Annotated in this window: 20 protein-coding genes; 10 read left to right on the forward strand and 10 right to left on the reverse strand. The window is 65.8% G+C overall.

Features of this window, described 5'->3' with window-relative positions; all coding sequences use genetic code 11:
• Window positions 1-52: 52 nt before the first annotated feature.
• The 4 genes from LFL96_RS09720 to LFL96_RS09735 are packed head-to-tail and all read right to left on the reverse strand — an operon-like array spanning window position 53 to window position 4,338.
• Window positions 53-499 carry a hypothetical protein gene (locus tag LFL96_RS09720; RefSeq protein ID WP_280995047.1) on the reverse strand — a complete coding sequence of 149 codons (447 nt, stop codon included), beginning with the start codon at window positions 497-499 and terminating at the stop codon, window positions 53-55.
• Window positions 496-1,956 carry a phosphatase PAP2/dual specificity phosphatase family protein gene (locus LFL96_RS09725; RefSeq protein ID WP_280995048.1) on the reverse strand — a complete coding sequence of 487 codons (1,461 nt, stop codon included), beginning with the start codon at window positions 1,954-1,956 and terminating at the stop codon, window positions 496-498. Before LFL96_RS09725 ends, LFL96_RS09720 begins: the two co-directional genes overlap by 4 nt.
• Entirely contained in the window at window positions 1,953-3,719 is a 1,767-nt protein-coding gene (locus LFL96_RS09730; protein WP_280995049.1) for a bifunctional alpha/beta hydrolase/class I SAM-dependent methyltransferase, read from the reverse strand. The genes LFL96_RS09725 and LFL96_RS09730 overlap by 4 nt, the downstream gene beginning before the upstream one ends.
• 22 nt (window positions 3,720-3,741) lie before the next feature.
• Entirely contained in the window at window positions 3,742-4,338 is a 597-nt protein-coding gene (locus LFL96_RS09735) for a CDP-alcohol phosphatidyltransferase family protein (protein WP_280995050.1), read from the reverse strand.
• Between the two features lie 237 nt (window positions 4,339-4,575).
• Here LFL96_RS09735 and LFL96_RS09740 point away from each other — a divergent pair, with 237 nt between their 5' ends.
• Both LFL96_RS09740 and LFL96_RS09745 read left to right on the forward strand, forming a co-directional pair.
• On the forward strand, window positions 4,576-5,205 hold the full coding sequence (locus LFL96_RS09740) for a lysophospholipid acyltransferase family protein (RefSeq protein WP_280995051.1): 630 nt from the start codon (window positions 4,576-4,578) through the stop codon (window positions 5,203-5,205).
• A 71-nt stretch (window positions 5,206-5,276) separates the two neighbouring features.
• Entirely contained in the window at window positions 5,277-6,209 is a 933-nt protein-coding gene (locus tag LFL96_RS09745; protein ID WP_280995052.1) for a phosphatidate cytidylyltransferase, read from the forward strand.
• 45 nt (window positions 6,210-6,254) lie between these two features.
• Here the strand turns inward: LFL96_RS09745 and LFL96_RS09750 are convergent, their stop codons facing one another.
• A complete protein-coding gene (locus tag LFL96_RS09750) occupies window positions 6,255-8,045 on the reverse strand; it encodes a TIGR04222 domain-containing membrane protein (RefSeq protein WP_280995053.1) in 1,791 nt (596 codons plus the stop codon).
• A gap of 158 nt (window positions 8,046-8,203) precedes the next feature.
• On the opposite strand from LFL96_RS09750, the gene LFL96_RS09755 reads away from it, so the two are divergent.
• Complete coding sequence (locus LFL96_RS09755) at window positions 8,204-9,217, forward strand: DUF4424 family protein (RefSeq protein WP_280995054.1); 1,014 nt, start codon at window positions 8,204-8,206, stop codon at window positions 9,215-9,217.
• 91 nt (window positions 9,218-9,308) lie between these two features.
• Here LFL96_RS09755 and LFL96_RS09760 read toward each other — a convergent pair whose 3' ends face one another.
• Window positions 9,309-9,692 carry a hypothetical protein gene (locus LFL96_RS09760; RefSeq protein ID WP_280995055.1) on the reverse strand — a complete coding sequence of 128 codons (384 nt, stop codon included), beginning with the start codon at window positions 9,690-9,692 and terminating at the stop codon, window positions 9,309-9,311.
• Window positions 9,693-9,922: 230 nt separating this feature from the next.
• Between LFL96_RS09760 and LFL96_RS09765 the strand changes: the two genes are divergently transcribed.
• The gene (locus LFL96_RS09765; protein WP_280995056.1) at window positions 9,923-11,887 is read left to right on the forward strand and encodes a glycoside hydrolase family 15 protein; all 1,965 of its coding nucleotides are present in this window, start codon (window positions 9,923-9,925) and stop codon (window positions 11,885-11,887) included.
• 141 nt (window positions 11,888-12,028) lie between these two features.
• The gene (locus LFL96_RS09770) at window positions 12,029-13,381 is read left to right on the forward strand and encodes an MFS transporter (protein ID WP_280995057.1); all 1,353 of its coding nucleotides are present in this window, start codon (window positions 12,029-12,031) and stop codon (window positions 13,379-13,381) included.
• Between the two features lie 86 nt (window positions 13,382-13,467).
• Here the strand turns inward: LFL96_RS09770 and LFL96_RS09775 are convergent, their stop codons facing one another.
• Window positions 13,468-16,032: a transglycosylase domain-containing protein gene (locus LFL96_RS09775; protein ID WP_280995058.1), complete on the reverse strand. Its 2,565-nt coding sequence runs from the start codon at window positions 16,030-16,032 to the stop codon at window positions 13,468-13,470.
• Between the two features lie 195 nt (window positions 16,033-16,227).
• Between LFL96_RS09775 and fabV the strand changes: the two genes are divergently transcribed.
• The gene (gene fabV, locus LFL96_RS09780) at window positions 16,228-17,424 is read left to right on the forward strand and encodes an enoyl-ACP reductase FabV (RefSeq protein ID WP_280995059.1); all 1,197 of its coding nucleotides are present in this window, start codon (window positions 16,228-16,230) and stop codon (window positions 17,422-17,424) included.
• Window positions 17,425-17,522: 98 nt separating this feature from the next.
• Here fabV and LFL96_RS09785 read toward each other — a convergent pair whose 3' ends face one another.
• Window positions 17,523-17,867, reverse strand: a complete 345-nt coding sequence (locus LFL96_RS09785) for a hypothetical protein (RefSeq protein ID WP_280995060.1) — start codon at window positions 17,865-17,867, stop codon at window positions 17,523-17,525.
• Window positions 17,868-17,992: 125 nt separating this feature from the next.
• Entirely contained in the window at window positions 17,993-18,634 is a 642-nt protein-coding gene (locus LFL96_RS09790) for a glutathione S-transferase (RefSeq protein WP_280995061.1), read from the reverse strand.
• Window positions 18,635-18,844: 210 nt separating this feature from the next.
• Between LFL96_RS09790 and LFL96_RS09795 the strand changes: the two genes are divergently transcribed.
• The 3 genes from LFL96_RS09795 (at window position 18,845) to LFL96_RS09805 (ending at window position 22,385) form a co-directional block, all read left to right on the forward strand.
• Window positions 18,845-20,194, forward strand: coding sequence for a glutamine synthetase family protein (locus LFL96_RS09795; protein WP_280995062.1), 1,350 nt, complete (start codon window positions 18,845-18,847; stop codon window positions 20,192-20,194).
• 96 nt (window positions 20,195-20,290) lie between these two features.
• Window positions 20,291-21,652 carry an aspartate aminotransferase family protein gene (locus tag LFL96_RS09800; protein WP_280995063.1) on the forward strand — a complete coding sequence of 454 codons (1,362 nt, stop codon included), beginning with the start codon at window positions 20,291-20,293 and terminating at the stop codon, window positions 21,650-21,652.
• 85 nt (window positions 21,653-21,737) lie between these two features.
• Complete coding sequence (locus tag LFL96_RS09805) at window positions 21,738-22,385, forward strand: GntR family transcriptional regulator (RefSeq protein WP_280995064.1); 648 nt, start codon at window positions 21,738-21,740, stop codon at window positions 22,383-22,385.
• Between the two features lie 4 nt (window positions 22,386-22,389).
• On the opposite strand, the gene LFL96_RS09810 is transcribed toward LFL96_RS09805, so the two are convergent.
• Window positions 22,390-23,286, reverse strand: a complete 897-nt coding sequence (locus tag LFL96_RS09810) for a LysR family transcriptional regulator (RefSeq protein ID WP_280995065.1) — start codon at window positions 23,284-23,286, stop codon at window positions 22,390-22,392.
• Window positions 23,287-23,420: 134 nt separating this feature from the next.
• On the opposite strand from LFL96_RS09810, the gene tam reads away from it, so the two are divergent.
• Window positions 23,421-24,197 (forward strand): trans-aconitate 2-methyltransferase, encoded by a 777-nt coding sequence (tam, locus tag LFL96_RS09815; protein ID WP_280995066.1) that lies wholly within the window; start codon window positions 23,421-23,423, stop codon window positions 24,195-24,197.
• Window positions 24,198-24,296: the final 99 nt, after the last annotated feature.

Raw genomic sequence — 24,296 nt, forward strand, 5'->3', positions numbered from 1 at the left:
GCGGTGCGGCGGCGATGCGCCGTGAAGGCCACCCTCGTCACCGCACACCCGTTCAGAAGGCGCCGCCGAGCACCGCGACGGCGACCGCCGCCACCTGCACGACGGCCAGCGCCATCGTCAGCCGCACCAGCCGGGCGACGCCGCGCACCCGCGCGTCGAGCGTGCGCCCCGCTTTCGCTTCGTCGATCCAGCCGAGCCGTTGCAGCGCGTGGTCGAGCGCGGCGAGCGCGTCGTCCTCGCCGGTCAGCGTGGACGACTGCGCGAGCGCCGTGAAAAGCCGCCGGTCGATCGCGATGCGGATCAGCAGCCACAGCGCGAGCAGCGCGATCACCCCGCTCACGCAGGCAAGACCGATGCACAGCCACGACGTCAAACCCAAGGCGAGCGCGAGCCCGACCCATGCCGCGACATGCGTGCAGACCGCGACGATCGAGCCGGCATCGAGCAGCCCGCGCGCCGCGGCGATCTTGAAAGCGACGGTGGCCGGAGCGTCGTTCATGATGGGCATGCCTGTTCGCGCCGCGTCGTCGCGCGCCAGTCGATAAAGCGCTGCAACAGCGCGATGGCCGGGCCGTGCAGGCGCACTTGCGGGCGCGCCTCGCGCAACAGCGTGAGCGCCGCCTGCGCGTCGTCCAGTTGCAGATGCACGGCGAGCCACGCGGCGACCGTCAATGCGCTGCGCGAATACCCGAGCGCACAGCACACCAGCACCGTATGCCCTTGCGCGCGCAAGGTTTCGATCGCGGCGACGGCCTGTTGCAACTGCGCGAAGGTGGGCAGAAGCAGATCGAGTTGCGGCACGCAAACGTAGTGGATCGCCGGATCGCGGCGCGCCCAGCCGGGCATTTCGGCGGTCAGATCGACGATCGCGGTGGCGTGCGCCTGCTTGACTTCGCGTCGCGTCGGCGTGCGGCCGATCAACACCGAATGTCCGACCGGCGAAGCCGCCGGATGACGACGCGTCCAGGCGCGCGAGTTGACGAAGGTGCCGAACACGGTCGGCAGAAACAGCGCGGCGGTGGCCCATGCAAGGCGACCGTCGGCGCGCTTCTGATAGAGCGCCGGGTCCGCGCGCCAGTAGACGATCGCGACGCACAGCACCGCGAGCGCGATCCAGCCGAGCAGCAAGGCCGCGACCGGCGCATGGGGAATCGCCGCGCAGGCCGCGAGCAGAAAGGCCAGCGCGAGCGCGGCGTAGCGTCGGGCGATGCGCCGCGCGTGGGCGAGTACGAAAGGCGCGAGAGGTTCGGCAAGCGCGTCATGCTCGTCGCCTTCGGCGGCCACGCGCGTCCTGTCATGGTCCCGCCGCACCGGAAACAGAAACAGCGCGAAGCAGCCGACCGCCGCACCGGTCGGCACATCGATCGCGTGATGCTGATACGTGGTGAGCACCGACAGGCCGATCAGCGCGAACCAGCCGTGCAGCAGCCAGCGCCACCCGCCGCGCGCGTACGCCGCGTACACGGCCCACAGCACCACCAGCAGTCCGATATGCAGCGACGGCGCCTGGTTGTACGGCTTGTCGAAACCCGCGAGCAACGTGAACAGCGCACCGCTGATGCCATCGGCGGCGGGACGCTCGAAACTGAAACGCAGCGGCCATGCGATGAAGCACAACACCGAAATCGCCTGCACCGTCAGTAGCCGCTTGACGTGATCGAACACCTCATCGCGCCGGCGCCACAGAAAGAACGACAGTGCGTACAGCAGATCGATCGACCAGTACGGCACGATCGTCCACGGCCAGAACGGAATCGCGTGCTCCCAGCCGAACGCGAACGACCCCACGTGCGCATGCTGCCCCGCGAGCCAGTTGGCGAACCCGTAGGTCGAGAAAAACACCGCGCCCATCGCGGCGAGCAGCACGATTTTCAGCGCGAAGGTGGCCGGTTGCGCAGCGCGCGCCGCTGTCGCGTGCCGCCACGGTGCACCGGTTCGCGCGCCCGCGCCGCTCATGCGTCGGTCACCCGTTGCGCGACGCTGACCGTGAAGATGCCCCACTCGTCGATGCGCTGCGCGATCTTACGAAAGCCCGCGCTCGCGACCAGTTCGTCGAGCTCGGCCTGCGAGCGCCGCCGCATCACCCACGCGGCCTCGCCGCGATGGTTCTTCAGGGTCCGCGCGATGAATTCCAGCTGCGGGTGCCACGGCTGCCCGGTGTACACCAGATAGCCGCCCGGCGCGACCGAACGCGCGAGGCCGCCGAGCGACGCGCGGATCATCGCGTTGTCGCTGAAGAGTTCGTACAGCCCGGAGACGATCGCCAGATTCGGACGCGGGTCGAGCGCGGCGAGCGCTTCGGCGTCGAACGCATCGCCCTGTTCGAAACGCGCCTTCGCGCCGAAGCCTTTCTGGATGATCAGCGCGCGCCCCGCCTCGACGTTCGGCGGGCTGTAGTCGCGCAGCAGAATATGTTCGATGCCGGCGCGGCTCAACGCGGCGGCGCCGATCGCGTCGAGCACGTAGCGGCCGTGCCCGGCGGCGATATCGACGATCCGCACCGGCTGGCCTTCCTTGCGCAGCCGCGCGATGGCGTCGGCGATCAGCGCCTCGATATGAATCTTGCGTTGGCGGATACCGCGCCAGCCGATCGAATCCAGATAGTTGCGGTCGATCAGCCGGCCGAGCGGCGAGCGCCCTTCCGCGCGATTGCGATAGACGTAGTCGAGCGACGAGCCGGAATCGAAGCCGCGCTCGAAACCAAGCGCGATCCCCGACGAGAACCACGACGACAGTCGCAGACCACCGCGCACCAACGCCCAGTACGCACCCTTCAACGGCTGCGGCGCTTTCTTGAGCGCGGCGAATTCGTCATGGAACGGGCCGCGTTCATGCGCGTCGAGCAGCGACACCGGCGCGCCCGGCGCGTCGTATTCCCGCATGACGAACGCACGCACCGGCGCGATCGCGCGGGCGCGCTCCAGTTCGCCGAGCGTGTCGTGATGAAAACCGTCGAGCACGATGCGCTCCTTGCGCGCTGAACTCAGCCGCTCGTAGAACTGATCCTGCGGCTGGCGATGCACGACCCAGTCCGCGCCGGAAATCAGCACCTGGGTGGGCACCTTGATCGCGGCGGCGTCGGCGACCACGCGCCGGGCCATGTCGTGCAGATCGAGCAGCATGTTGACCGCGATCGCCCGCGCGATCAGCGGGTCGGTCGTGTAACTCGCGATCCGTTCGGGGTCGTGCGTGAGCAGCCTGGGCTTCACGTAGCTATTGACGAAGAAGCGCCCGCGCAGCTTGTGCATCAAGCGCAGGCCCGGCAGCGCGAGCGGCACGTACAGCTTGATGCGAAACGCGGGCGCGGCGAGCACCAGCGCGCGCAGCGGCGGCGCATAGTCGTGCACCCACGCGGCGGCCAGCACCGCGCCGACGCTCTGGCCGATCACGGTCATGTCCTCGATCGCGATGCCATAGGTGTCGCGGATATGTTCGGCGAAGCTCTGCACGTCGCGCACCGAAGCGGTCGCGCTGGGACTGTAGCCGCGTTCGCCCGGCGAGTGGCCGTGGCCGCGCGCGTCCCACGCGAAGAACGCGTGGCCGGGCATGTCGAGTTCGTCGACCAGATGCGCGATCCGTGCCGAATGCTCGTGGCCGCGATGGAACAGCAGCACCGCGCCACGGCACGAGCCGGCGGCGGCCGCCGGCCAGTGACGGTAGAACAGCGCCTCGCCGTCGTGCGTGACAAACGTATGTTCTCCGGCCGTGCGGATCGTCATGGCAACTCCCTCGAACGTTATCTCAGCGCGCTTCGGCGACGCCGTTGCGCACCCGCTTGCACAGTGTCAGCACCGCCAGCACGATCAGCGCGCGCCAGATCCAGGTGGCCCACGGCGCGACCGTCAGACCGAGCCCGATCCACAGGCCGAATGCACCGACCGCCACCGCGCGGTCGCTCTTGCCGAGCGGACCGTCGTAACGGCGCGTCGCGCCCGCGAGAGGCCCGATCAGACCCGCGCATTCGACGACCGCGGCGGCCAGCGCGAACGCCCAGATATCCGCCGGATTGAATGCGGGAATTACCAGAAACGGTAAAACCAGTGCAATGTCGGAAATAACGTCGCCCAATTCGTTCAAATACGCACCGAGCGCGCTCTTCTGACCGAATTCACGCGCCAGCATTCCGTCGATCGCATTTAAGGCCATGCGCACGAACAGCCATGCGGGCAACAACAGGAATAGCCGGTAATAGCCCGCGGCCGCCACGCCGCCGGCCACGATCGAGCCGAGCGCCGCCGCGACGGTGACCTGATTGGCCGTGACGCCCGCGCCCGCGAGGCGGCGCACCAGCGGCCGCAGCAGATTCTGGAACTTCGGTTTGAGTGCGTAGACGCTCATATTTATTTAGATTCCAGGCGGATCGGAAGCGGATTCAGCCGCTCATGGGCGAATTGTCCTGCATCCGCTTTGTTTGGCGCTTTTAGAAAACAGCGACATCGTCATTTAAATGGTGAAAAAGGTCAAGAATAGACACGCCTATTACATCGGTCTGGTGGACGCCGGGAAAAATCGTCATAATGCCGCGACCGAAACACCCCCATCGTTTTTTAACGCGCATTCAATGAGTCGGATTCAATGAGCATCTGGCATGCATGGCAACGCGATTGTCTTCTGGGTGTCGTGCGTCTCGTCGCGGGCGCCTACCCGGTATGGCATCAGGGCACACCGAGCGCGACGCAGAAAATCTACTTCTCGAATCACACCAGCCACGTCGATACGCTCGCGATTCTCGCCGCGTTGCCGCGCGAGTTGCGCGATCAGGTGCGGCCGGTCGCCGCGCGCGATTACTGGGAGCGCGGCAAGGTCAAGGTGCATATCGCCAACAACCTGCTCAACGTGGTGCTGATCGACCGCAAGAAGGAAGGCGAAGGCGATCCGCTCGAACCGGTGCGCGAGGCGTTGCGGCTCGGCTATTCGATCATCATTTTTCCGGAAGGCACGCGCAGCGCCGAGGCGTTGCCGCAGGCGTTCAAGAGCGGGATCTACCGGCTTGCCACCGAATTTCCGTCGGTCGAGTTGTGCCCGGTCTATCTGGAGAACCTGCAGCGGATCATGCCGAAGGGCGCGATCTGGCCGGTGCCGCTGATCTGCAAGGTGCACTTCGGCGCGACCTTCACACTCGACGGAAACGAAGCGAAGGCGGACTTTTTGCAGCGCGCGCGGGAGCGCGTCGTCGAACTGTCGCCGATCCGTCACGCGGACTGAGCGGCCGCGTGCTGGGGCGAGCTCGGTCAAGCCGAATCACACACAACGACAAACCGGACACACACAACACAATGAGAACCGCGTTCTGGGAACTGGTGGCCGGCGTAGTCGGCTTTCTGGCGATCGCCTCGGTGACAGGCGGCCTGCTGGCATGGCGCGACGGCGGCCGCAGCACGACCATCGCCAATCTGAATCAGCGCATTCGCGCATGGTGGGGGATGATCGCGATCATGGCGATCGCGATCGGTCTCGGGCCGGCGGCCACGTACATCGTGTTCGCGTTCGTGTCATATATGGCGTTGCGTGAGTTCATCACGCTGACGCCGACTTCGCCCAGCGATCACACCACGCTGTTCATCTGCTTCTTCATCGCGATTCCGGTGCAGTACCTGTTGTTGTGGGTGAACTGGTACGGCATGTTCTCGATCTTCGTGCCGGTGCATCTGTTCATCACGCTGTCGCTGGTGTCGGCGCTCACGCAGGATACGCACGAATTCCTCAGCCGCAGTTCGAAGATCCATTGGGCGTTGATGGTCTGCGTGTACGGGCTGAGTCACGCGCCCGCGCTGCTGATTCTGGATATTCCCGGCTATCAGGGCGAAAACGCGCTGCTGCTGTTCTTCTTCCTGCTGGTGGTGCAGATCAGCGACGTGTTCCAGTACGTGGTCGGCAAGCTGTTCGGCAGACGCAAGATCGCGCCTAAGTTGAGTCCTTCGAAGACCGTCGAGGGATTTATCGGCGGTGGTCTGCTGGCGACGCTGTCGGGCGCGGCGCTGTATCGCATCACGCCGTTCAGTTTCGGCGCGGCGTTCCTGATGTCGCTCGCCATCGTGCTCGCGGGGTTCGTCGGCGGGCTGGTGCTGTCGGCGGTCAAGCGCTCGCTCGGCGCGAAGGACTGGGGGTCGATGATCGCCGGACACGGCGGCGCGCTCGATCGTGTCGATTCGATCTGTTTCGCCGCACCGGTGTTTTTCCACCTGGTGCGGTATCTGTACGTGAAGTGAGTCGGGCGCGGCGAGTGTGCTTCGTTGGCACATCGCCGGCTCGCTTCAGCTATTCGAACAACCGCCGCAACTGCTCGAACTGCAGCTACTCGAACTACAGCTGCTGCTCGAACTGCAACTGCTGCTGGAGCTGCAACCGCTGTCCGTCCAGCCGCCCGATCCCGAGCCGCCGCCGCTGCTCGCGATGATCGCCGGGGCGTCGAGTCCGCGCCGGTACATCTCCCACGCCGTGCCCGATAACGCGCCGACGCCGAGTAGTGCCGTGCGCCACAGCAGCGCATCGGACAAACCTTCGTCGCCGGCGGCGGCCTGCGCGCGTGCGAGGCTCGCCCGGGTCGCGACGCGTGGCCGGGCGCCCGCGCCGCGCGTGCTTTTCGCGTTGCCGCGGCTGGTCGCATGCGACGCGCTCGTTGCGCCCTCCGCCGCCATCCGGCCGTCCCCGCTCCATTGCGCCGCGCGACGCTCGTGGCACTCGGCGAGCGCCGTTTGTCCCGCTGCCGTCGGCCCGCTGCGCCCCAACCCCGGCAGACGACGCATCACGATCACATAGGCCAGCGCGAATACGATCATGCCGATCACCAGCAGCATCACCGGCTTGTCGCGGCTCATGCCGACGCACACCTTCGCGAAACCGAGCGCCCCGGCGAACAACGCCAACGCGCGCGCGACCAGCAGCAAGCCACGCATGCCGCGTTTTTTCCAGAGCCAGCCGCAGGCGATCAACTCGTCGGTAAACGCGGTGTCCTGCTGCATCATCAGTTCCGTGCGGAACGACGCGTACGCGGCCGTGCCGTTCTTTTTCCCATTCAGCCATTGCCATTGCGTCGCGTAACGGCCGGCCTTCGCGGCATCCACCGCGGTGACCGTCGGCGCGCGGGTGGGATACGGCGAGAACTTGACGGCGCCCGCATCGATCAGCGAGAGCGTCGCGACGCGCGCCATGCGTTGCGCGCCGCCGCTGAGGTAGGCGGCTTCGTCGGGCGTCATCGTGTGGAACGCGGCGGGTGCGCCGTGCGCGCCCCACGTGCGGCGACGATGTTCGATCCGGTGCGCGCAGTAGATCAGCAGCAGCACGCCGAAGCACAGCGCGAGATAGAACTGTAGAAAGTCCCGGCCCGCGTAGTTCAGCACGTCGAGATCGATGTGCGCAATGTGCGTGACGTCGCCCGCGTACGCATACGTCGCAACTGCCGCCGTCAACCACGCAAGCCCACCGAACGGAACGCGGCGCGCACGTAGCACAGGCGAGCGGCCGGCCGCGAGCCATGCGCGCCAGCGTTCGAGATGCGTCACCGGCGCTGCCGCCTGATGTGGTAACGCGGCGTGCCTGTCGTCGGCCTGAGTGGTTTCGACTGCGCATGGACGCGGCCACACCGACGCCGGCGCTTCTTCGCCGAACAGACGCCGGTAGTCGTCGAGCGTCTGATGGTAGGCGCGCAGATAGAGCGCGTCCTCGCCCGGCGCGCCGTTGCCCGGCGTGTGATGCAGCGGCGTCAGCAGCACCCGCGCGCAGAACACGTCCCAGTACTCGCGCGTGTATTCGAGGTGCAGATGCCATGCGGCATCCACGGCTTTCGATGGGGTCGCGACGTGTCCCGTCGATACCGCGAGAAACGTGAAGCGCTTGTATTGCGCGATCACCTCGGCGGTGTGCTCGCGCGACCAGCCTTCGCGCTGCGCAAGGCGCACGCTGTACGGCAGCGCGACGTCCGGCGCGTCGAGCGAATAGGCGTCGAGGCGGCGCATCAGCGCCTGCTGGTCCGCGCTCATCGGCGAGGTCCACGAGTTTGCCGGGTCGGGCGACGTTGCAGCACGCGAATGCGATGGAAGATTCATGGTTCGCTCAGTTTTCTCGGGCCTTCGCTGAAATGGTTTTATTCGTCGCGCTCGATGCATCATGCCGCGACGCAAAGAATACCGAAACGGACTTGCATCGCCAATACAAATCCGGAGAATGGCGCGTTCGGCACAGAATATAAATAATTTCAACGCAAATGAAAATCCGCCCCCTGCTCGCATCTGTCGTATTCGCCGCCAGTATTTCCGCTTTCGCTAATGACGGCATTGGCGGCGTCGATACCGGCAATATCACGCTCGGCCATACCGACAAGGTCGCGATGGCGAAAGAAGTACTGGATATTGCGCCCGACAGGATTTCGGTCGATTACGAGTTTCTCAACGAAAGCGCGAACGACGTCCACGAAAGTCTGATATTCCCCTTGCCGCCGTATGGCGCGGATGCGAGTCAGGAACCTGGTTATTGGGGGCAGCCGCACGGTTTCCGGATTCTCGTCGACGGTGAATCGAAAAGTTTTTCGACGCATGTGAGCGCGCGATTCAAGGGCAAGGACATTACCGCGCAACTGCACGCGCTCGGTTTGACCGACCGGCAGATCGCGCTCCTGCCCGGCGAGGGCGCGCCGTTCGACGTGACGGCCAAACCGTTCACGCCCGCGCAGATGAACGCGATGCGCCAGCGCGGCTGGCTCGAAGCGGGCGCGCAAAGCGATTCGATTCCGGCCTGGGAAGTGTCGGTCGCGTATGTCTGGTATCTGACTTTTCCGGCGGGCAAGGTGGTGCGCGTGCATCACGAATACCGGCCGTTTCCGACCGTGGGTATTCCGACCATCGACATGCACCCGTCCGAATTGCGCGAACAGGCCTGCGCGGATAACGCGTTTCTGAGCGACTGGAAAAAGGTATCGCAGCCCACCGCGGACGATGCGCGGCAGACCAATGGCCTGTTCGTCGGCTATATCCTGAAGACAGCCAATACGTGGAAGGACGGCAGTCGCGATTTCACGTTACGGTTGCATCGGCCCACGCCGGCAGGTCTGATTTCGACGTGTTTCGAGGGCAAAGGGCAATACACCGATCCGCTGACGCTGAGCTGGCATTTGAACGATTTTCATCCGCGCCGCGATCTGTCGATTTACTTCGGCAATATTCCGGAGCAGGACAGCGATAAAAGCGAAAAGCGGGTGCCGCCGGTTTTGCCGGGCGAGTGAATCGGATTAGCGCTCGCCGGCTGATCGACTCCGCCGCCGCGACGCGTTTCAGCATGAAACGCGTGAGACGCATATCAATGCGCCCGTTACCTCAGAACTTCGGATGGCACTCGAAATTGACCGACGACCCATGCTCGGTCAGCATCTGCACGCCGCTGACCGTTTCCGTCGTCACGCTGGCCTGCATGCCGCGCTGCTCGCAATAGTCGCGCGCTTCGCTCATCGCCTGGGTATGGGCACGCGCCCACGCCATCCGGCCGCCGGTCGCGCTGGCCGCGATGGTGTAGGTGCCGGGCTTGTCGGTGGCGACCACATCGCTCGACGTCGCGCAGCCCACGAGGCTCGCGCATGCCAGCGTCGCGGCCAGCAGCACGCGCCAGCGCTGCTGGAAAGAAGCAGCGGAAGAAGCAAAAGCGGCGCGCGGCACGCGCGCCGTCCGTCGTGTTAATTCGCGCTCCGGGATCCTGTCGAACATGATTGATCTGCACTTTTCGGGCTGTTTCATCGAGGGTGAAATTATCCGCAATCGCACGCCGGAGATCAGCCTCGCTGCCTGAAAACACTGTTGCCAAGGGCTTAACAATGTGACCGGATGTAAGCCTGGCGCGCTCGCGCGACCGGCGCGCCGCGACCGTAAGCCAATCGACACCCCGGGGCACGCGGTTTGCTGAATGTCCGCATTGTGTCTGCCCGCCGCGTGCCCCGATGGCCGAACCGCGTCCCACCTCCCTGTCCTCACGCCCCACCCTGCCCGCCGATGCTCGCGGCATGATCGGCAACATGGCGACCACCGCGCTGGTGTCGCTACGCGGTGCGATCGATTTCATGTGCTTCCCGCGCATCGATTCGCCGACGATTTTCGCCGCGCTGCTCGAACCCGAACAGGGCGGCGCATTCTCGATCGAACCCGCGCACGAAATGGCCGATGATGCGGCCGACGGCGCGGCCCACGTCAACGTCAACGTCAAGCAGATGTACCTGCCGGACACCAACGTGCTGCTCACCCGCTTCATGACGCGGGACGGCGTGTGTGAACTGCTCGACTTCATGCCCGTGGCCGACGATCACACCGGCGGCGAAGTCACCGCCTCGGCCGATCCCCACCGCGACGCGACGTTGCCGAACTGCGTGATCCGCGTGGTGCGGCTCGTGCACGGCCGCATGACGCTGCGCCTGCATTGCGCTCCGCGCTTCGATTACGGTCGCGTGGCGCCGAAGCTCAAGCGCGCTGGGGAAAACGCGGTGGAATTTCACCCGCAAACCGGCACCAAGGCGAACACCGAAGCAAACACCAACGCGGGCGCGCCGCCAGGCACGCCGACCTTGCGATTGAGCGGCACGCTGCCGCTTTCCATCGACCCGCACGCCGCGCACGCCGAGTTCGAACTGCACGACGGCGAGTCCGCCGCCTTCGTGTTCGGCGACGCCGATGCATTGCGCGAGAACGCATTCGATTGCGACACCGTGCTGCGCGACACGATCCGCTACTGGCAGCACTGGTCCGCGCAATCCACCTATCGCGGCCGCTATCGCGAAGTGGTGATGCGTTCGGCGTTGACGCTGAAACTGCTGAGCTCGCGCGAATACGGCGCGATCGTCGCCGCGCCGACCTTCGGACTCGCCGAGGCGCAGGATGGCTCGCGCCGCTGGGACTATCGCTTCACGTGGATCCGCGACGCCGCGTTCTCCGTGTACGCGCTGCTGCGCCTTGGCTACACCGGCGAGGCGCGGCACTTCATGAAATGGATCGCCGAGCGCAACCGCGACTGCGAGTCGGACGGTTCGCTGAGCGTGATGTACACCGTCGACGGCGAAATGCCGCCGGTCGAAGCCGAGGCCGCCGCACTCGCCGACGGGTCCACCGGCGCGCCGCTCACCGGCAACGCCGCGCGCGACCAGACCCAGCTCGACGTGTACGGCGCGCTGCTCGACGCGGTCTATCTGTACAACAAATACGGCGCGGCGATTTCCTATCAAGGCTGGCGTCATGTCACGCGCACCGTCGATTACGTGGTCGAGCACTGGCGCGAAGCGGATCACGGCATCTGGGAATTCCGCAACGGCCAGCGGCCCTTGCTGCATTCGCGTCTGATGTGCTGGGTCACGCTGGACCGTGCGCTGCGTCTCGCGGAAAAGCGCTCGCTGCCCGCGCCGCTCAAGCGCTGGTTCGACACCCGCGACGCGATTCATCGCGACATCCACGACAACTTCTGGAACGACGAACTCGACGCGTTCGTGCAGACGCCCGGTTCCGCGACGCTCGACGCGTCCGCGTTGATGATGCCGCTGGTGCGCTTCATCGGCCCGGCCGATCCGCGCTGGATCGGCACGCTCGACGCGATCGGCAACGAGCTGAAGGTCGATCCGCTGATTTTCCGCTATACGCGCGGCGCGACGCTCGACGGTCTGCCCGGCATCGAGGGCGGTTTCAGCGCCTGTTCGTTCTGGTATGCGGAGGCGCTGGCGCGCGCCGGACGGGTCGACGAAGGCCGGCTCGTGTTCGAGAAGATGCTGGCGTACGCGAATCACGTCGGTCTGTTCTCCGAGGAAGTCGCGACCAGCGGCGAGGCGCTCGGCAATTTCCCGCAGGCGCTGACGCACCTCGCGTTGATCAGCGCCGCGTATCAGCTCGACCGCAATCTGGACAAGGTGCATGTGCCGTGGACCTGAGCACGCGGCGCGCGTCAGATCGTCACCGCCGTCCCTACCGCAATCGCGGATCAGCGACTAGTCTGTAACGACATCAGTGGAACGGGCCGGCAGCAGGCCATGCTGCGAGGCACCAACCGGCGCCGCCGGAGGAGACAGACCATGGATATCGAAGCACGCACCATGAAAAGCGTGACGGTTCGGCTCGTGCCGTTCCTGATGCTCTGCTATTTCGTCGCGTACCTGGACCGCGTCAACGTCGGCTTTGCCGCGCTGCAGATGAACAAGGCGCTCGGTTTTTCCGCAAGCGCGTTCGGCTTCGGCGCGGGGATCTTCTTCATCGCGTACTTCTTTTTCGAAGTGCCGTCGAATCTGTTGCTGGAGAAGTTCGGCGCGCGCCGCTGGATCGCGCGGATCATGTTCACGTGGGGGATTCTGGCGGGCGCGATGGCGTTCATTCCGAATCTCGCGCACTTCACCGGACTGTCGGCCGCGCACGTGTTCTACGGGCTGCGCATTCTGCTCGGCGTGGCCGAGGCGGGCTTCTTCCCCGGCATCATCTTTCTGCTGACCTTGTGGTTTCCGGCGGCCTACCGGGGCCGTGTGGTCGGCTACTTCATGGCGGCGATTCCGCTGTCCACGGTGATCGGCGGGCCGATCTCCGGCGCGCTGCTGTCGCTCGACGGCCGCGGCGGCCTGGCGGGCTGGCAGTGGCTCTATCTGATCGAGGCGCTGCCCGCGCTGCTGCTGTCGGTCGCCGTGCTGTTCTATCTGACCGACAAGCCCGCCGACGCTGCCTGGCTTCCCGCCGACGAACGCGACTGGCTGATGGCGCGGCAGCAGCAGGAGCGCGCGCACCGCGAGGCGGTGCGTCACTTCAGCGTCAGGCAGGCGTTGTTCAATCCGCGCGTGCTGGCCGTCGCGCTGATCTACTTCGGTGCGAATGCAACCAATTACGGATTGAGCTTTTTCCTGCCGCAGATCGTCAAGGCGTTCGGGCTGACCAATCTGCAGACCGGTTTCGTCACCTCGCTGCCGTATGTGGTCGGCGTGATCAGCATGGTGTTCTGGGGACGGCATTCGGACCGCAAGCTCGAACGCAAGCGTCATGTGGCGATCGCGCTGCTGGTCGCGGCGGGCGGCATCGCGGCGGCGGCCGGGCTCGACAATCCGGTGCAGAAGATGATCGCGCTGTCGATCGCCGGGTTCGGCATCTTCGGCTGCCTGCCGGTGATCTGGACGCTGCCCGCGTCGTTCCTGTCGGGCGCGGCGGCCGCCGGCGGGATTGCGGCGATCAACTCGCTGGGGAATCTGGCGGGCTTTTTCGGGCCGTACGCGATGGGCTGGATCAAGGACAGCACCGGCGGCTTCGGCGCCGGGTTGCTGTGTCTGTCGGGCGCCGGGCTGGTCGGCGTCGCCGCGGTGCTGCTGTTGCATCACGATGCGTCGCTGGAGGCGGCGTCGGGACGCGCGGGGCCGGGCGCGGCGGGCGAGCCGGAGGTGGTGCGGCCTTAGGGGGGCGGCCTTAGGGGTGCAACGAAGAAACGCTGCGCTGTGGCGGCAGTCCGGTCAGCATGTCGTGCTAACCGGACCTCGCGTTGTCATGGTGAAGCGTTGCCGCCTGCCGGCGCATTCGAGGCGCCGCCCGCATCAGGCGCGCCGATGTCGTCCGGCGTGGGCGTCGGCGACGAGGCGGCTTCGGCATGGCCGCGCGCTTCGCCGTCCACCGACTCGCCACCGGTCGAGGCCGGCGACGACGCCGGCACGCCCAGCAACGGCGGCATCTCACGCGGTCCGCCCATCACCGCGGACGCCACCGCCAGCGACGACGCGCTGGCCGCCGCCGATGCCCCCGAACCCGACGCCACCGCCGACGACGCAGACGACGCAGAGGACGCAGAAGACGCCATCGTCGTCGCGTTCGGCGCCGCTCTGCGCGCCCCGTTCTTCGCCACCACTGGCGCCGCCGGCTTCTCCGGCGGCGTCGCGAACACCTGCTGGAACCAGCCGCGCAGCCTGTCGGCGCGCTCGGTGAACCACCCCGGTTCCTGCTCGGTCGCGAATTTCACGCGGCTGTCCACCAGCTTCGAGCGCTGCGCGCGCTGGAAAAAATCGCCGACGATCGGCAGCGCGCTGTGAGCGCCCTGCCCCCAGTAATCGCTCTTCAAGGTCACGCGGCTGTCGTTGAAGCCGACCCACGCGCCTGCCACGAGCTGCGGATGAATCAGCATGAACCAGCCGTCCGCATTGCCCTGCGTCGTGCCGGTCTTGCCCGCCACATCGCCGCGCACGCCGAAGCGGCTGCGGATGCTCGACCCGGTGCCGCGGTTCACCACGTCGCGCATGATGTCGATCAGCATCCGGTCGGCGTCGGCGGGTAGTTCCTGTTTCGGCGACACCGGCGCGAATTCGGCGAGCACATCGCCCTTGCGGTCCTCGATGCGCGTGACCATCACCGGTTCGACGTAGCCGCCCAGGTTGGCGATCGTGCCGTACGCCGACACCATTTCCTTCAGCGTGACCGGGCTCGTGCCGAGCGCGAGCGACGGCACCGGGTCCAGTTCGCTGTCGCGCACGCCCATCGCACGCGCGAGACGGGCAACCTTGTTCGGGCCGACCGTCTCCATCAGCTGCGCGGTGATGCGGTTGCGCGAGAACGCCAGCGCGTCGCGCAGGCTGATCGCGCGGTCGCTCGGTTCGTCCTCGTCGCTCGGACGCCAGACTTCGCCGCCCGTGAGCTCGATCTCGACCGGCTTGTCGACGAAGGTATCGGACGGTTTCGCGCCGCCCTCGAAGGCCGCCGCGTACACGAACGGCTTGAAGGTCGAGCCCGGCTGACGACGCGCCTGCTGCACGTGGTCGAACGGGTCCTGGGTGAAGTCGCGGCTGCCGACCCACGCACGGATCTGGCCGTTACGCGGGTCCATCGCCAGAAAATCGGCCTGCACGCGGGTCTTGCTTTCGCACAGCGACTGCACGAACGCACGGTCGGACGACACGCGCTTGAGCGCATCCTCGTCGCTCAGACCGCTGTCTTTCGCGGCACGGAACTCCGGCGTCTCGCGCAGGAAAGTCTGCAACAGGTCGCGGCCGTTGGAGCAGGCCGAGCGCGTGCCCCACGCCGCATTCGCGATGCCCTGCAACTGGTTGCCCTGCAGCGTGACCGCCTGGGTCGCCATGGTCTGCAGGCGCGAATCGATCGTGGTGCGCACCACGAGACCGTCGGCGTACATGTTGTAGTCGTTGCGGTCGGCCCATGCGGCGAGCCACTTGCGCAACTGCTGCGCGAAATGCGGCGCCGGTCCCGGCGGCTCGGTCTGACGCTCGAAATCGATCCGCAGCGGCTTGCGTTGCAGGCTTTGGTACGCGGCCGGCGTCAGCTTGCCGTACTTGACCATCTGTCCGAGCACCGTGTTGCGCCGTTGCAGCGCGCGCTCCGGGTTCAGCACCGGGTTGTAGTAGCTGTTGCCCTTCAGCATGCCGGTCAGCGTCGCGCTTTCCAGCACGGTCAGGTCCGAGGCCGATTTGTCGAAGTACGTGCGCGACGCCATCTCGATGCCGTACGCGTTGTAGAGAAACGGCACGGTGTTCAGATAGGTTTCGAGAATCTCGTCCTTGGTGTACAGCGCTTCGATCTTCAGCGCGGTGATCGCTTCCTTGACCTTGCGGTTCAGCGTCGGCGCGCGGCCGATCTCGTCGGGGTACAGATTGCGCGCGAGCTGCTGGGTGATCGTCGAGCCGCCCTGACGGTCGCCCGAAAACGTGTGCAGTGCCGCCGACGCCGTGCGCCGCCAGTCGAGCCCCCAGTGCTGGTAGAAGCGGTGATCCTCGGTGGCGATCAGCGCGTTCACCATGTTCGGCGAGATGTCCGCGAGCTTCACCCACTCGCGGTTCGACGGCTTGAATTCGGCCAGCAGTTTGCCGTCGGCGGAGAGGATCTGCGCGGGCTGCTCGATCTTCGCCTTGCGGATGTCGCCGATGCTCGGCGTGAACGGAATCAGCACCAGCACATACAGCACCAGCAGCAGCGGACTGGCCGCGCAGGCCCACGCGATACCGCGCCGGGTCGGATGGCGCAGGTGCCACCAGGCGCGCGCGAGCGGCGCGTTGGCGCGGGTGAGCCCTTTATCGAGGGCGGCCAGGAAGGAGGTGGTCAGGCGCTTCAATCTTGCATACCGTCTGCTGGGAAAGGCGCAATCCTACCAAGATGCCGCGTCGCGGCCGGATTTTTGCGTGTATGCCGCCGGGCGACGCCGGGTGCCGAGGCGAGTCGACGGTAGGACAGCGGCGAGTCGGGGCAAGACGGAGGCGACTTCGTGGCAGCCCACTATAATGTCGGCAATTTCGACAAGAGGTGCTTCATGATCATCAAACCGCGCGTGCGTGGCTTCATCTGTGTATCGACCCATCCGACCGGCTGCGAAGCCAACGTCAAGGAACAGATCGAGTACGTCAAGGCACGCGGCCCCATCGCCAACGGCCCGAAGAAGGTGCTCGTGATCGGCGCATCCACCGGTTACGGTCTCGCCGCGCGCATCAGCGCCGCATTCGGGTCCGGGGCCGACACGCTCGGCGTGTTCTTCGAACGCGCGGGCAGCGAAACCAAGGCCGGCACCGCGGGCTGGTACAACACCGCCGCCTTCGAGAAATTCGCCGGCGAACAGGGCCTCTACGCGACCAGCATCAACGGCGACGCGTTCTCCGACGAAGTCAAGCAACGCACCATCGAGATCATCAAGCGCGATCTCGGCCAGGTCGATCTGGTGGTCTACAGCCTCGCGGCGCCCAAGCGCACGCATCCGAAGACGGGCCAGGTGTTCAGCTCCACGCTGAAGCCGGTCGGCCAGTCCGTGGCGTTCCGCGGCCTCGACACCGACAAGGAAGTGATCAAGGAATCGGTGCTGGAAGCAGCCACCCAGGAAGAAATCGACAACACCGTCGCGGTGATGGGCGGCGAGGACTGGCAGATGTGGATCGACGCGCTGCTCGACGCGGGCGTGCTCGCCGACGGCGCGAAGACCACCGCGTTCACCTATCTCGGCGAGAAGATCACGCACGACATCTACTGGAACGGTTCGATCGGCGCGGCCAAGAAGGACCTCGACCAGAAGGTGCTCGCCATTCGCGACAAGCTCGCGGCCAGCGGCGGCGACGCGCGCGTCGCGGTGCTGAAGGCGGTCGTCACGCAGGCGAGTTCCGCGATTCCGATGATGCCGCTCTACCTGTCGCTGCTCTTCAAGGTGATGAAGGAGAAAGGCACGCACGAAGGCTGCATCGAACAGGTGTATGGCCTGTACAAGGACAGCCTCTACGGCGCCGCGCCGCACCTCGACGACGAAGGCCGTCTGCGCGCCGACTACAAGGAACTCGATCCGGAAGTGCAGGCACGCGTGCAGGCGTTGTGGAGTCAGGTGCGCGACGACAACATCTACGAACTGACGGATTTCAGCGGCTACAAGACGGACTTTTTGCGTCTGTTCGGCTTTGAGATCGCCGGCGTCGATTACGAAGCCGACGTGAATCCGGACGTGCAGATTCCGAAGCTGGTGCAGATGTAATGCACGCGGGGAGCGCTCGCGCGATGCATGAGGATCGCGCGGCCTCCCCGCTTGTTTTTGCCGTGCTTTTTCCGTGTTCCCCCCGCGTTATCGTCGCCTCAGCACGGAAACGCCGCTTGCAACGAGCGGAGAATCGCGAGGCCGATTGGGAAATCCTCGGAAATCGTCGGGTGATTCGTGAAGAACGTATCCAGCAACGGATACACGTTCTGGTTGCCGATCGCGAGATCCTGCGGCGGACAGAACAGCGGCGGCCGCTTCTTCGCCACCAGATCGCCGTTGGCCCAGCCGAGCGCGTTGATCGTCCCGGTGATGTAGGCCGCGTAGACCGAGTTGTTGTCGGTGTGCGCCCATTGCTTGTATTGCGCGGCCGTCATCTCGGCATTCGCGTTCAAGGTGAAACACGCTGTCAGCAGTGCCAGCGCCAGTGTCGAAACCCGCATCGTCGAACCTTCAAGCTATGTCGCAAAAGCGGCCATTGTAGGCGAGTCCGCGCGCACTGCGCGGCGCGCGGACAGATGCGGACATTCGCAAGGATTACATTGGGTTTCTGTAAGCGGCGCCTCGCTCACGGCGTGCCGTTGCGGCAATACCGCCGGTAGCCCTCGCGTGCCGCGAGGCGCTCCATGTAGGCGGCGACCGCGGGCAGATCGTCGTGCCGCAGCGGCGTGTCCAGCCAGCGGTTGATCGACAGCGCGATGGGAATATCCGCCAGCGAAAACGACTCGCCCGCGATGAAGGCGCCGGTCTGCATCAATTGCCGGTTCACGATGTCCATTCGCTGCGCCCACGCCGCAGCCGACTGGTCGATCTGCCGCGTGTCCCGATGGGCCGGCGACTGGCGTACCAGCGCCATGAACGCGTAACTCCACGCACGGTTCAGCTCGCTCGCCTGCCAGTCGATCCACTGGTCGCAGCGCGCGCGCTGGAACGGGTCGAGCGGGTACAGCGACTCGCTGCCGTCCTGCCCGTCACGGCCATAGCGCCCGGCCAGATAGCGAATGATCGAATTCGATTCCCACAGCACGAACTCGCCGTCCTTGATGACGGGGACGAGCGCGTTGGGATTCAGCGCGAGGAATTCGGGCGTGTCGGTGGCGCGAAAGCCGCTGCCCCAGTCTTCCTGGTCGAACGGCAGGCCGAGTTCGGCGCAAGTCCACAGCACCTTGCGCACATTGATGGATGAGGTCTTTCCGAAGATCGTCAGCATGGTGTCGAAGCATAGGGCCCATTCGCGAAAGCCGACAGGCACAGTTCGCGGATCGGGCGTCAGGCCAGCGGCACCACTTATTTGATCAAATTTCCCAAAAATTAAAATCCGTGCAATCATTTGATCAAATCTCACGATGCAAAACAGAGAAACCCAGCTTCTTCGACCTGGCGAGCCCTGCCCGCCTTCCTCAACCGACTGGAGTCCATCTTGCAAAGCGACCTACGCGACGATCTGCGCGAATTCCTGGAGCAGCACCGAATCCATGAAGTGGAATGTGTGATTCCGGACATGACCGGCGTCGCGCGCGGCAAGATCGTGCCGAAGAACCTGTTCCTCGCGCAGGGCAAGATGCATATGTCGAACGCGCTGCTGATGATCACCGTCAACGGCGAGTTCGCGGACTTCGAGCGCTTCGTCGGGCCGAGCGATCCCGACATGCTGTGCATTCCCGATCCGGACACCGTGCGGCTCGTGCCGTGGGCGATCGAACAGGTCGCGGTGGTGATCCACGATTGCGTCGGGCTCGACGGCGAGCCAATCGGCATCTCGCCGCGCGCGGTGCTGCGCCGCGTGCTGAAGCTCTACGAAGCGCGCGGCTGGCGTCCCGTGGTGGCGCCGGAAATGGAGTTCTACCTGATCGCGCAGAACAAGAATCCGCATGAGCCGCTGCGTCCGCCGCTCGGCCGCGCGGGGCGCCACGAAGCCGGCCGCCAGTCGTTCTCGATCGATGCGGTCAACGAGTTCGATCCGTTTTTCCAGGACCTGTCGCGCTTCTGCGAGATGACGCGGCTCGGCGTCGAAACGCTCGTGCACGAGGTCGGCGCCGGGCAGATGGAGATCAACTTCTCGCACGGCGACGCGCTCGATCTCGCCGACCGCGTGTTCCTGTTCAAACGCGCGGTGCGCGAAACCGCCTACCGTCACGGCATTTTCGCGACCTTCATGGCCAAGCCGATGGAGCATGAACCGGGCAGCGCGATGCATATTCATCAGAGCATCGTCGACAGCGAAACGGGCCGCAATGTGTTCTCGTTGCCGGACGGCTCGGCGAGCCCGCTGTTTTTCAGCTACATCGGCGGATTGCAGAAGTACATGCCGCGCGCCATGCCGATGTTCGCGCCTTACGTGAATTCGTATCGCCGCCTGTCGCGCTTCACCGCCGCGCCGATCAACGTGCGCTGGGGCTACGACAACCGCACCTGCGGCATCCGTGTGCCGAATTCCGAACCGGCCGACCGGCGGCTCGAAAACCGCGTGCCGGGCGTGGACGTGAACCCGTATCTGGCCATGGCCGCCACCCTCGCCTGCGGCTATCTGGGCATGGTCGAAGCGCAGCAGGCGTCGGCGCCGATGGTCGAAAGCGCGTACGACCTCGAATACGAATTGCCGCGCGGTCTGGAAGATGCGCTCAAGGCGCTGCTGAACTGCCCCGAACTCGCCGACGTGCTCGGCGAGAAATTCGTGCAGGCGTACTGCTCGGTGAAGGAAAAGGAGTTCGAGACCTTTTCGCAAGGAATTACCGCGTGGGAGCGCGAGCATCTGCAACTGCTGGTTTGATGCAAGGCGTTCGCACGCTCGATCACGCGAACGGCCGCACGTTCTCACGCCAGCGACCCTTCCATACGAATCAGAATGAAACCGGAGAACCCGCCCTTGAATACGCGTGAAGGAATCGACTGGACGCGCGCGCAGGCGCTCGCCGCGCGCGAGCGTCAGGCGTTCGCCGACGCCATGCCGAAGTCGCGCGAGTTGTCGGCGCGCGCGGCGCGCCATCTGCTGTTCGGTGTGCCGCTGCACTGGATGAACGACTGGTCCACGCCGTTTTCGCTGTACGTGGATGCGGCGCGCGGCGCGTCGTTCACCGACGTGGACGGTCATCGTTACGCGGACTTCTGCCTCGGCGACACCGGCGCGATGTTCGGCCATTCGCCGCCGCCGGTGGCGCGCGCGCTAGCCGCCCAGGCCGAGCGCGGGATGACGGCGATGCTGCCGGGCGAAGACGCCGCGTGGGTCGGCGAAGAACTCGCGCGGCGCTTCGGCCTGCCCTACTGGCAGTTCGCGATGACCGCCAGCGACGCCAACCGCTTCGCGCTGCGCTGGGCGCGCGCGGCGACCGGGCGGCGCAAGATCGTGATTTTCAACGGCTGCTATCACGGCACTGTCGACGACGTGTTCGTCGATCTCGTCGACGGCCGCGCGGTGCAGCGCGACAGCCTGATCGGGCAGGTGCACGACCTGCTCGACGCCACCCGCGTGATCGAGTTCAACGACCTCGCCGCGCTCGAAGACGCCGTGAAAGACGGCGATGTGGCCTGCGTGCTGGCCGAACCGGCGATGACCAACATCGGCATGGTGCTGCCCGATCCCGATTACTGGCGGCACGCGCAGGCGCTGTTGCGCCGTCACGGCACGCTGCTCGCCATCGACGAAACGCACACCATCAGTTGCGGCCCCGGCGGCTATACGAAGGCGTACGGCCTCGAACCGGATCTGTTTGTGCTCGGCAAACCGGTCGGCGGCGGATTTCCGTGCGCGGTGTACGGCTTTAGCGCCGGGCTGGCCGAGCGCGCGCAGCGGGCCAAGCGCGAGGCGCCGCCGGGGCATTCGGGCATCGGCACGACGCTTACCGCGAATCTGCTGGCGCTGAGCGCAATCCGCGCGACGCTCGCCGAGGTGATGACCGACGCCGCCTACGCGCGCATGTTCGCGCTGGCCGAGCGGATCGAACACGGCTTGCGCGACGCGATCGCGCGCCACGGCCTGGCGTGGTGCGTGACGCGCGTGGGCGCGCGCACCGAGTTCCAGTTCATGCCGACGCCGCCGCGCAACGGCAGCGAAGCCGGCCACCAGCTCGACGCCGAACTCGAACAGATCGTGCATCTGTACCTGCTCAATCGCGGCGTGCTGATCACGCCGTTTCACAACATGATTCTCGTGTGTCCGGAGACGTCGCTGAACGACGTGGAGAAACTGATCGCGGCGTTCGACGCGTGCCTCGGGGAGTTGAAGTCGTGAGGCGGCCTTTCATCGCCCCCGTGCGCAGGCTCTCCCTCATGTTCAACGTCAAGCCCGTGCAAGGGCGCGAACACCGGCCAGCGTCATGAAAACCTCACGCCATCACACGTTGCAGGATCAGACTTACGACACACTGCGGCAGTGGCTGACCATCGGCCGCTTCGTCCCCGGCGAACGCATCAAGATCCGCCACGTCGCCGCCGAACTCGGCGTCGGCGAGATGCCGGTGCGCGCCGCGCTGCAACGCCTCGCCGCCGAATCGGCGCTGGTCAACGTGCCCAATTGCGGCGTCACGGTGCCGCTGCTGTCGAAAGCGCAATTCGACGACGTGCTGCGCGTGCGCCTGATTCTCGAAGGTGAGGCCGCGGAACTCGGCGTGCCGCACCTCACACCGGACGATCTGGCGGCGCTGACCACGCTGAACGCGCAGATGATCGCCGCATTACGCGGCGGCGATCCGAAAGGCTATCTCGACGCCAACGAGGCGTTTCACCTGATTCTCTATCGGGCCGCGGCTTCGCCGCTGTTGCTCGAATTGATCGAGACGGTGTGGTTGCAGGTCGGGCCGATTTCGAATCTGCTGTTCGACCACGCGCAGTTCGCCGCGACGCTCAACGACGCGCACGACGATCTGCTCGATGCCGCGAAAGCAGGCGACGCCGCCGGCGTGCGGCGCGCGATCGAAGCGGATTTGAGTCATGCGGCGATCCGGCTGCGGGCGCAGTGCGTGTGACGCTTCAGCGCTTGAGCGTCGCCTGCGCCAGAATCATGTCGTACAGCGCCTGCGCGGCCGGCGACAACTGCGCGGTCTTGCGCGCGACCAGCACCAGCGTGCGCGACACCACCGGCTGGGTCAGCTCGACGGTTCTGACCGTCGGATACGCCCCCTTCTGCAACGCCAGCGCCGGCACCACCGCGGCGCCCACTCCCTGAGCCACCAGCCCGACCGCCGTCGAGCTGCGCTGCACCTCGTAGAACGAACGCAGCGTCAGCGCGTTCCTCTCCAGCGCGACATCGAGCAACGCGCGGTTGCCGCTCACCTCGCCCGCAAAAATCAACGGATACGCCTGCAATTGCCGCCATGCCAGACGCCGTCGTTTCGCGAGCGGATGATCCTGATGGCAGATCAGCACATACCGGTCTTCGGTCACCGGCACGCTGTTCAGATCCGGATGATGTTCGCCGGCGATATTGATGCCGAATTCGACCTCGCGGCGCAACACCGCCGCCTCCACCGCCGACGACGCGTGATCGAGAATCTTGATGCGGTTATGCGGATACTGCGCGGCATAGGCCTGCAGTATGCGCGGCAGATACTGCACGCCGACCGTCGGCACGCAGGCGATCGACACGTCGCCGCGCCGCGCGACGCCGGTCTCGCGGATTTCCACCAGCGCGTCCGCCAGTTCGCCGAGCAGACGCCGCGCCTGCGGCAGGAAACCGCGGCCGATTTCGGTCAACGCCATGGAGCGCGTGGTGCGCTCGATCAGCGTGACGCCGAGAAAATCTTCGAGCTTGCGCAGCCGCTGCGTGATCGCGGTTTGCGTGACGTGCAGCGAATCCGCCGCGCTCTGGAAGCTGCCGCGATCCGCGATCGCCACGAAAGCCTGCACGCCGAGGGTGTCGATTTTCATCAGAAAAATGAAGCAATCCGCAAGATAAATTCATTTTACTCTGCGTGCGCCGGCGCCGAAAATGGCCGGATGGATGAGATGCAAAACCACACCAACCCCCTATTCACCCCACATCAACCCCACAGGAGCGCGACATGACATCGACGACCGACTGGTATGCCAGGCAGTACGTGCTGTTCGAAAACGAACGCACGCGGCCGGTGAAGGATCTGCTGGCGGCGGTGCCGGCCACCGACGTGCGGGTCGCGGTGGACATCGGCTGCGGGCCGGGCAACTCGACCGAGGCGCTCGCCGCGCGGCTGCCAGACGCGGCGGTCAGCGGGCTGGACAGTTCGCCCGACATGATCGCGGCGGCCCGACAACGCCTGCCGCAATTCCAGTTCGACGTGGCCGACATCGGCACGTGGGCGGCGCCGGGTCCGTACGACCTGATCCTCGCCAATGCGGTGCTGCAATGGGTGCCGGACCATCCGCGGCTGTTGCCGTCGCTGGTGGACAAGCTGGCGCCGGGCGGCAGTCTCGCGGTGCAGATGCCGGACAATCTGGATGAGCCCGCGCATCGGCTGTTGCGGGACATCGCCGCCGATGGCCCGTGGGCGGCGAAGCTCGCCGGGGTCGAGCGCACCATGCGGTATGACGCGGCGTGGTATTACGCGCTGCTCAAGCCGTTGTGCGCGCGGGTCGATGTGTGGCGCACCGTCTATCACCACCCGCTCGCGGGCGGCGCCGACGCGGTGGTCGAATGGTTCAAGGGCAGCGCGCTGCGGCCCTTTCTCGCGAAGCTTGACGACAGCGAGGAACCGGGGTTTTTGCAGCGGTATCGGGATGAGATCGCGCGGGCTTATCCGGCGCTGGATGACGGCACGGTGTTGTTGCCGTTTCCGAGGCTTTTTTTCGTTGCCACGCGGTAGGGTGGAAGTACGGCCGCGCCGGATTGGGGGTTGCGGGTGGCTTTCCATGCGTTGCTCGCGAAGGTGCGCCAGCATACGTCAGACGTTGCCGCTCGGGAA

Origin of the sequence: Paraburkholderia sp. D15, from assembly GCF_029910215.1 — a bacterium.
Lineage (GTDB): Bacteria > Pseudomonadota > Gammaproteobacteria > Burkholderiales > Burkholderiaceae > Paraburkholderia.

Bases quoted from the DNA above. Each gene is read 5' to 3' on its own strand.
- LFL96_RS09720 (WP_280995047.1), bottom strand. From the start codon at position 499: ATGAACGACGCTCCGGCCACCGTCGCTTTCAAGATCGCCGCGGCGCGC.
- LFL96_RS09725 (WP_280995048.1), bottom strand. From the start codon at position 1,956: ATGAGCGGCGCGGGCGCGCGAACCGGTGCACCGTGGCGGCACGCGACA.
- LFL96_RS09730 (WP_280995049.1), bottom strand. From the start codon at position 3,719: ATGACGATCCGCACGGCCGGAGAACATACGTTTGTCACGCACGACGGC.
- LFL96_RS09735 (WP_280995050.1), bottom strand. From the start codon at position 4,338: ATGAGCGTCTACGCACTCAAACCGAAGTTCCAGAATCTGCTGCGGCCG.
- LFL96_RS09740 (WP_280995051.1), top strand. From the start codon at position 4,576: ATGAGCATCTGGCATGCATGGCAACGCGATTGTCTTCTGGGTGTCGTG.
- LFL96_RS09745 (WP_280995052.1), top strand. From the start codon at position 5,277: ATGAGAACCGCGTTCTGGGAACTGGTGGCCGGCGTAGTCGGCTTTCTG.
- LFL96_RS09750 (WP_280995053.1), bottom strand. From the start codon at position 8,045: ATGAATCTTCCATCGCATTCGCGTGCTGCAACGTCGCCCGACCCGGCA.
- LFL96_RS09755 (WP_280995054.1), top strand. From the start codon at position 8,204: ATGAAAATCCGCCCCCTGCTCGCATCTGTCGTATTCGCCGCCAGTATT.
- LFL96_RS09760 (WP_280995055.1), bottom strand. From the start codon at position 9,692: ATGTTCGACAGGATCCCGGAGCGCGAATTAACACGACGGACGGCGCGC.
- LFL96_RS09765 (WP_280995056.1), top strand. From the start codon at position 9,923: ATGGCCGAACCGCGTCCCACCTCCCTGTCCTCACGCCCCACCCTGCCC.
- LFL96_RS09770 (WP_280995057.1), top strand. From the start codon at position 12,029: ATGGATATCGAAGCACGCACCATGAAAAGCGTGACGGTTCGGCTCGTG.
- fabV (WP_280995059.1), top strand. From the start codon at position 16,228: ATGATCATCAAACCGCGCGTGCGTGGCTTCATCTGTGTATCGACCCAT.
- LFL96_RS09785 (WP_280995060.1), bottom strand. From the start codon at position 17,867: ATGCGGGTTTCGACACTGGCGCTGGCACTGCTGACAGCGTGTTTCACC.
- LFL96_RS09790 (WP_280995061.1), bottom strand. From the start codon at position 18,634: ATGCTGACGATCTTCGGAAAGACCTCATCCATCAATGTGCGCAAGGTG.
- LFL96_RS09805 (WP_280995064.1), top strand. From the start codon at position 21,738: ATGAAAACCTCACGCCATCACACGTTGCAGGATCAGACTTACGACACA.
- LFL96_RS09810 (WP_280995065.1), bottom strand. From the start codon at position 23,286: ATGAAAATCGACACCCTCGGCGTGCAGGCTTTCGTGGCGATCGCGGAT.
- tam (WP_280995066.1), top strand. From the start codon at position 23,421: ATGACATCGACGACCGACTGGTATGCCAGGCAGTACGTGCTGTTCGAA.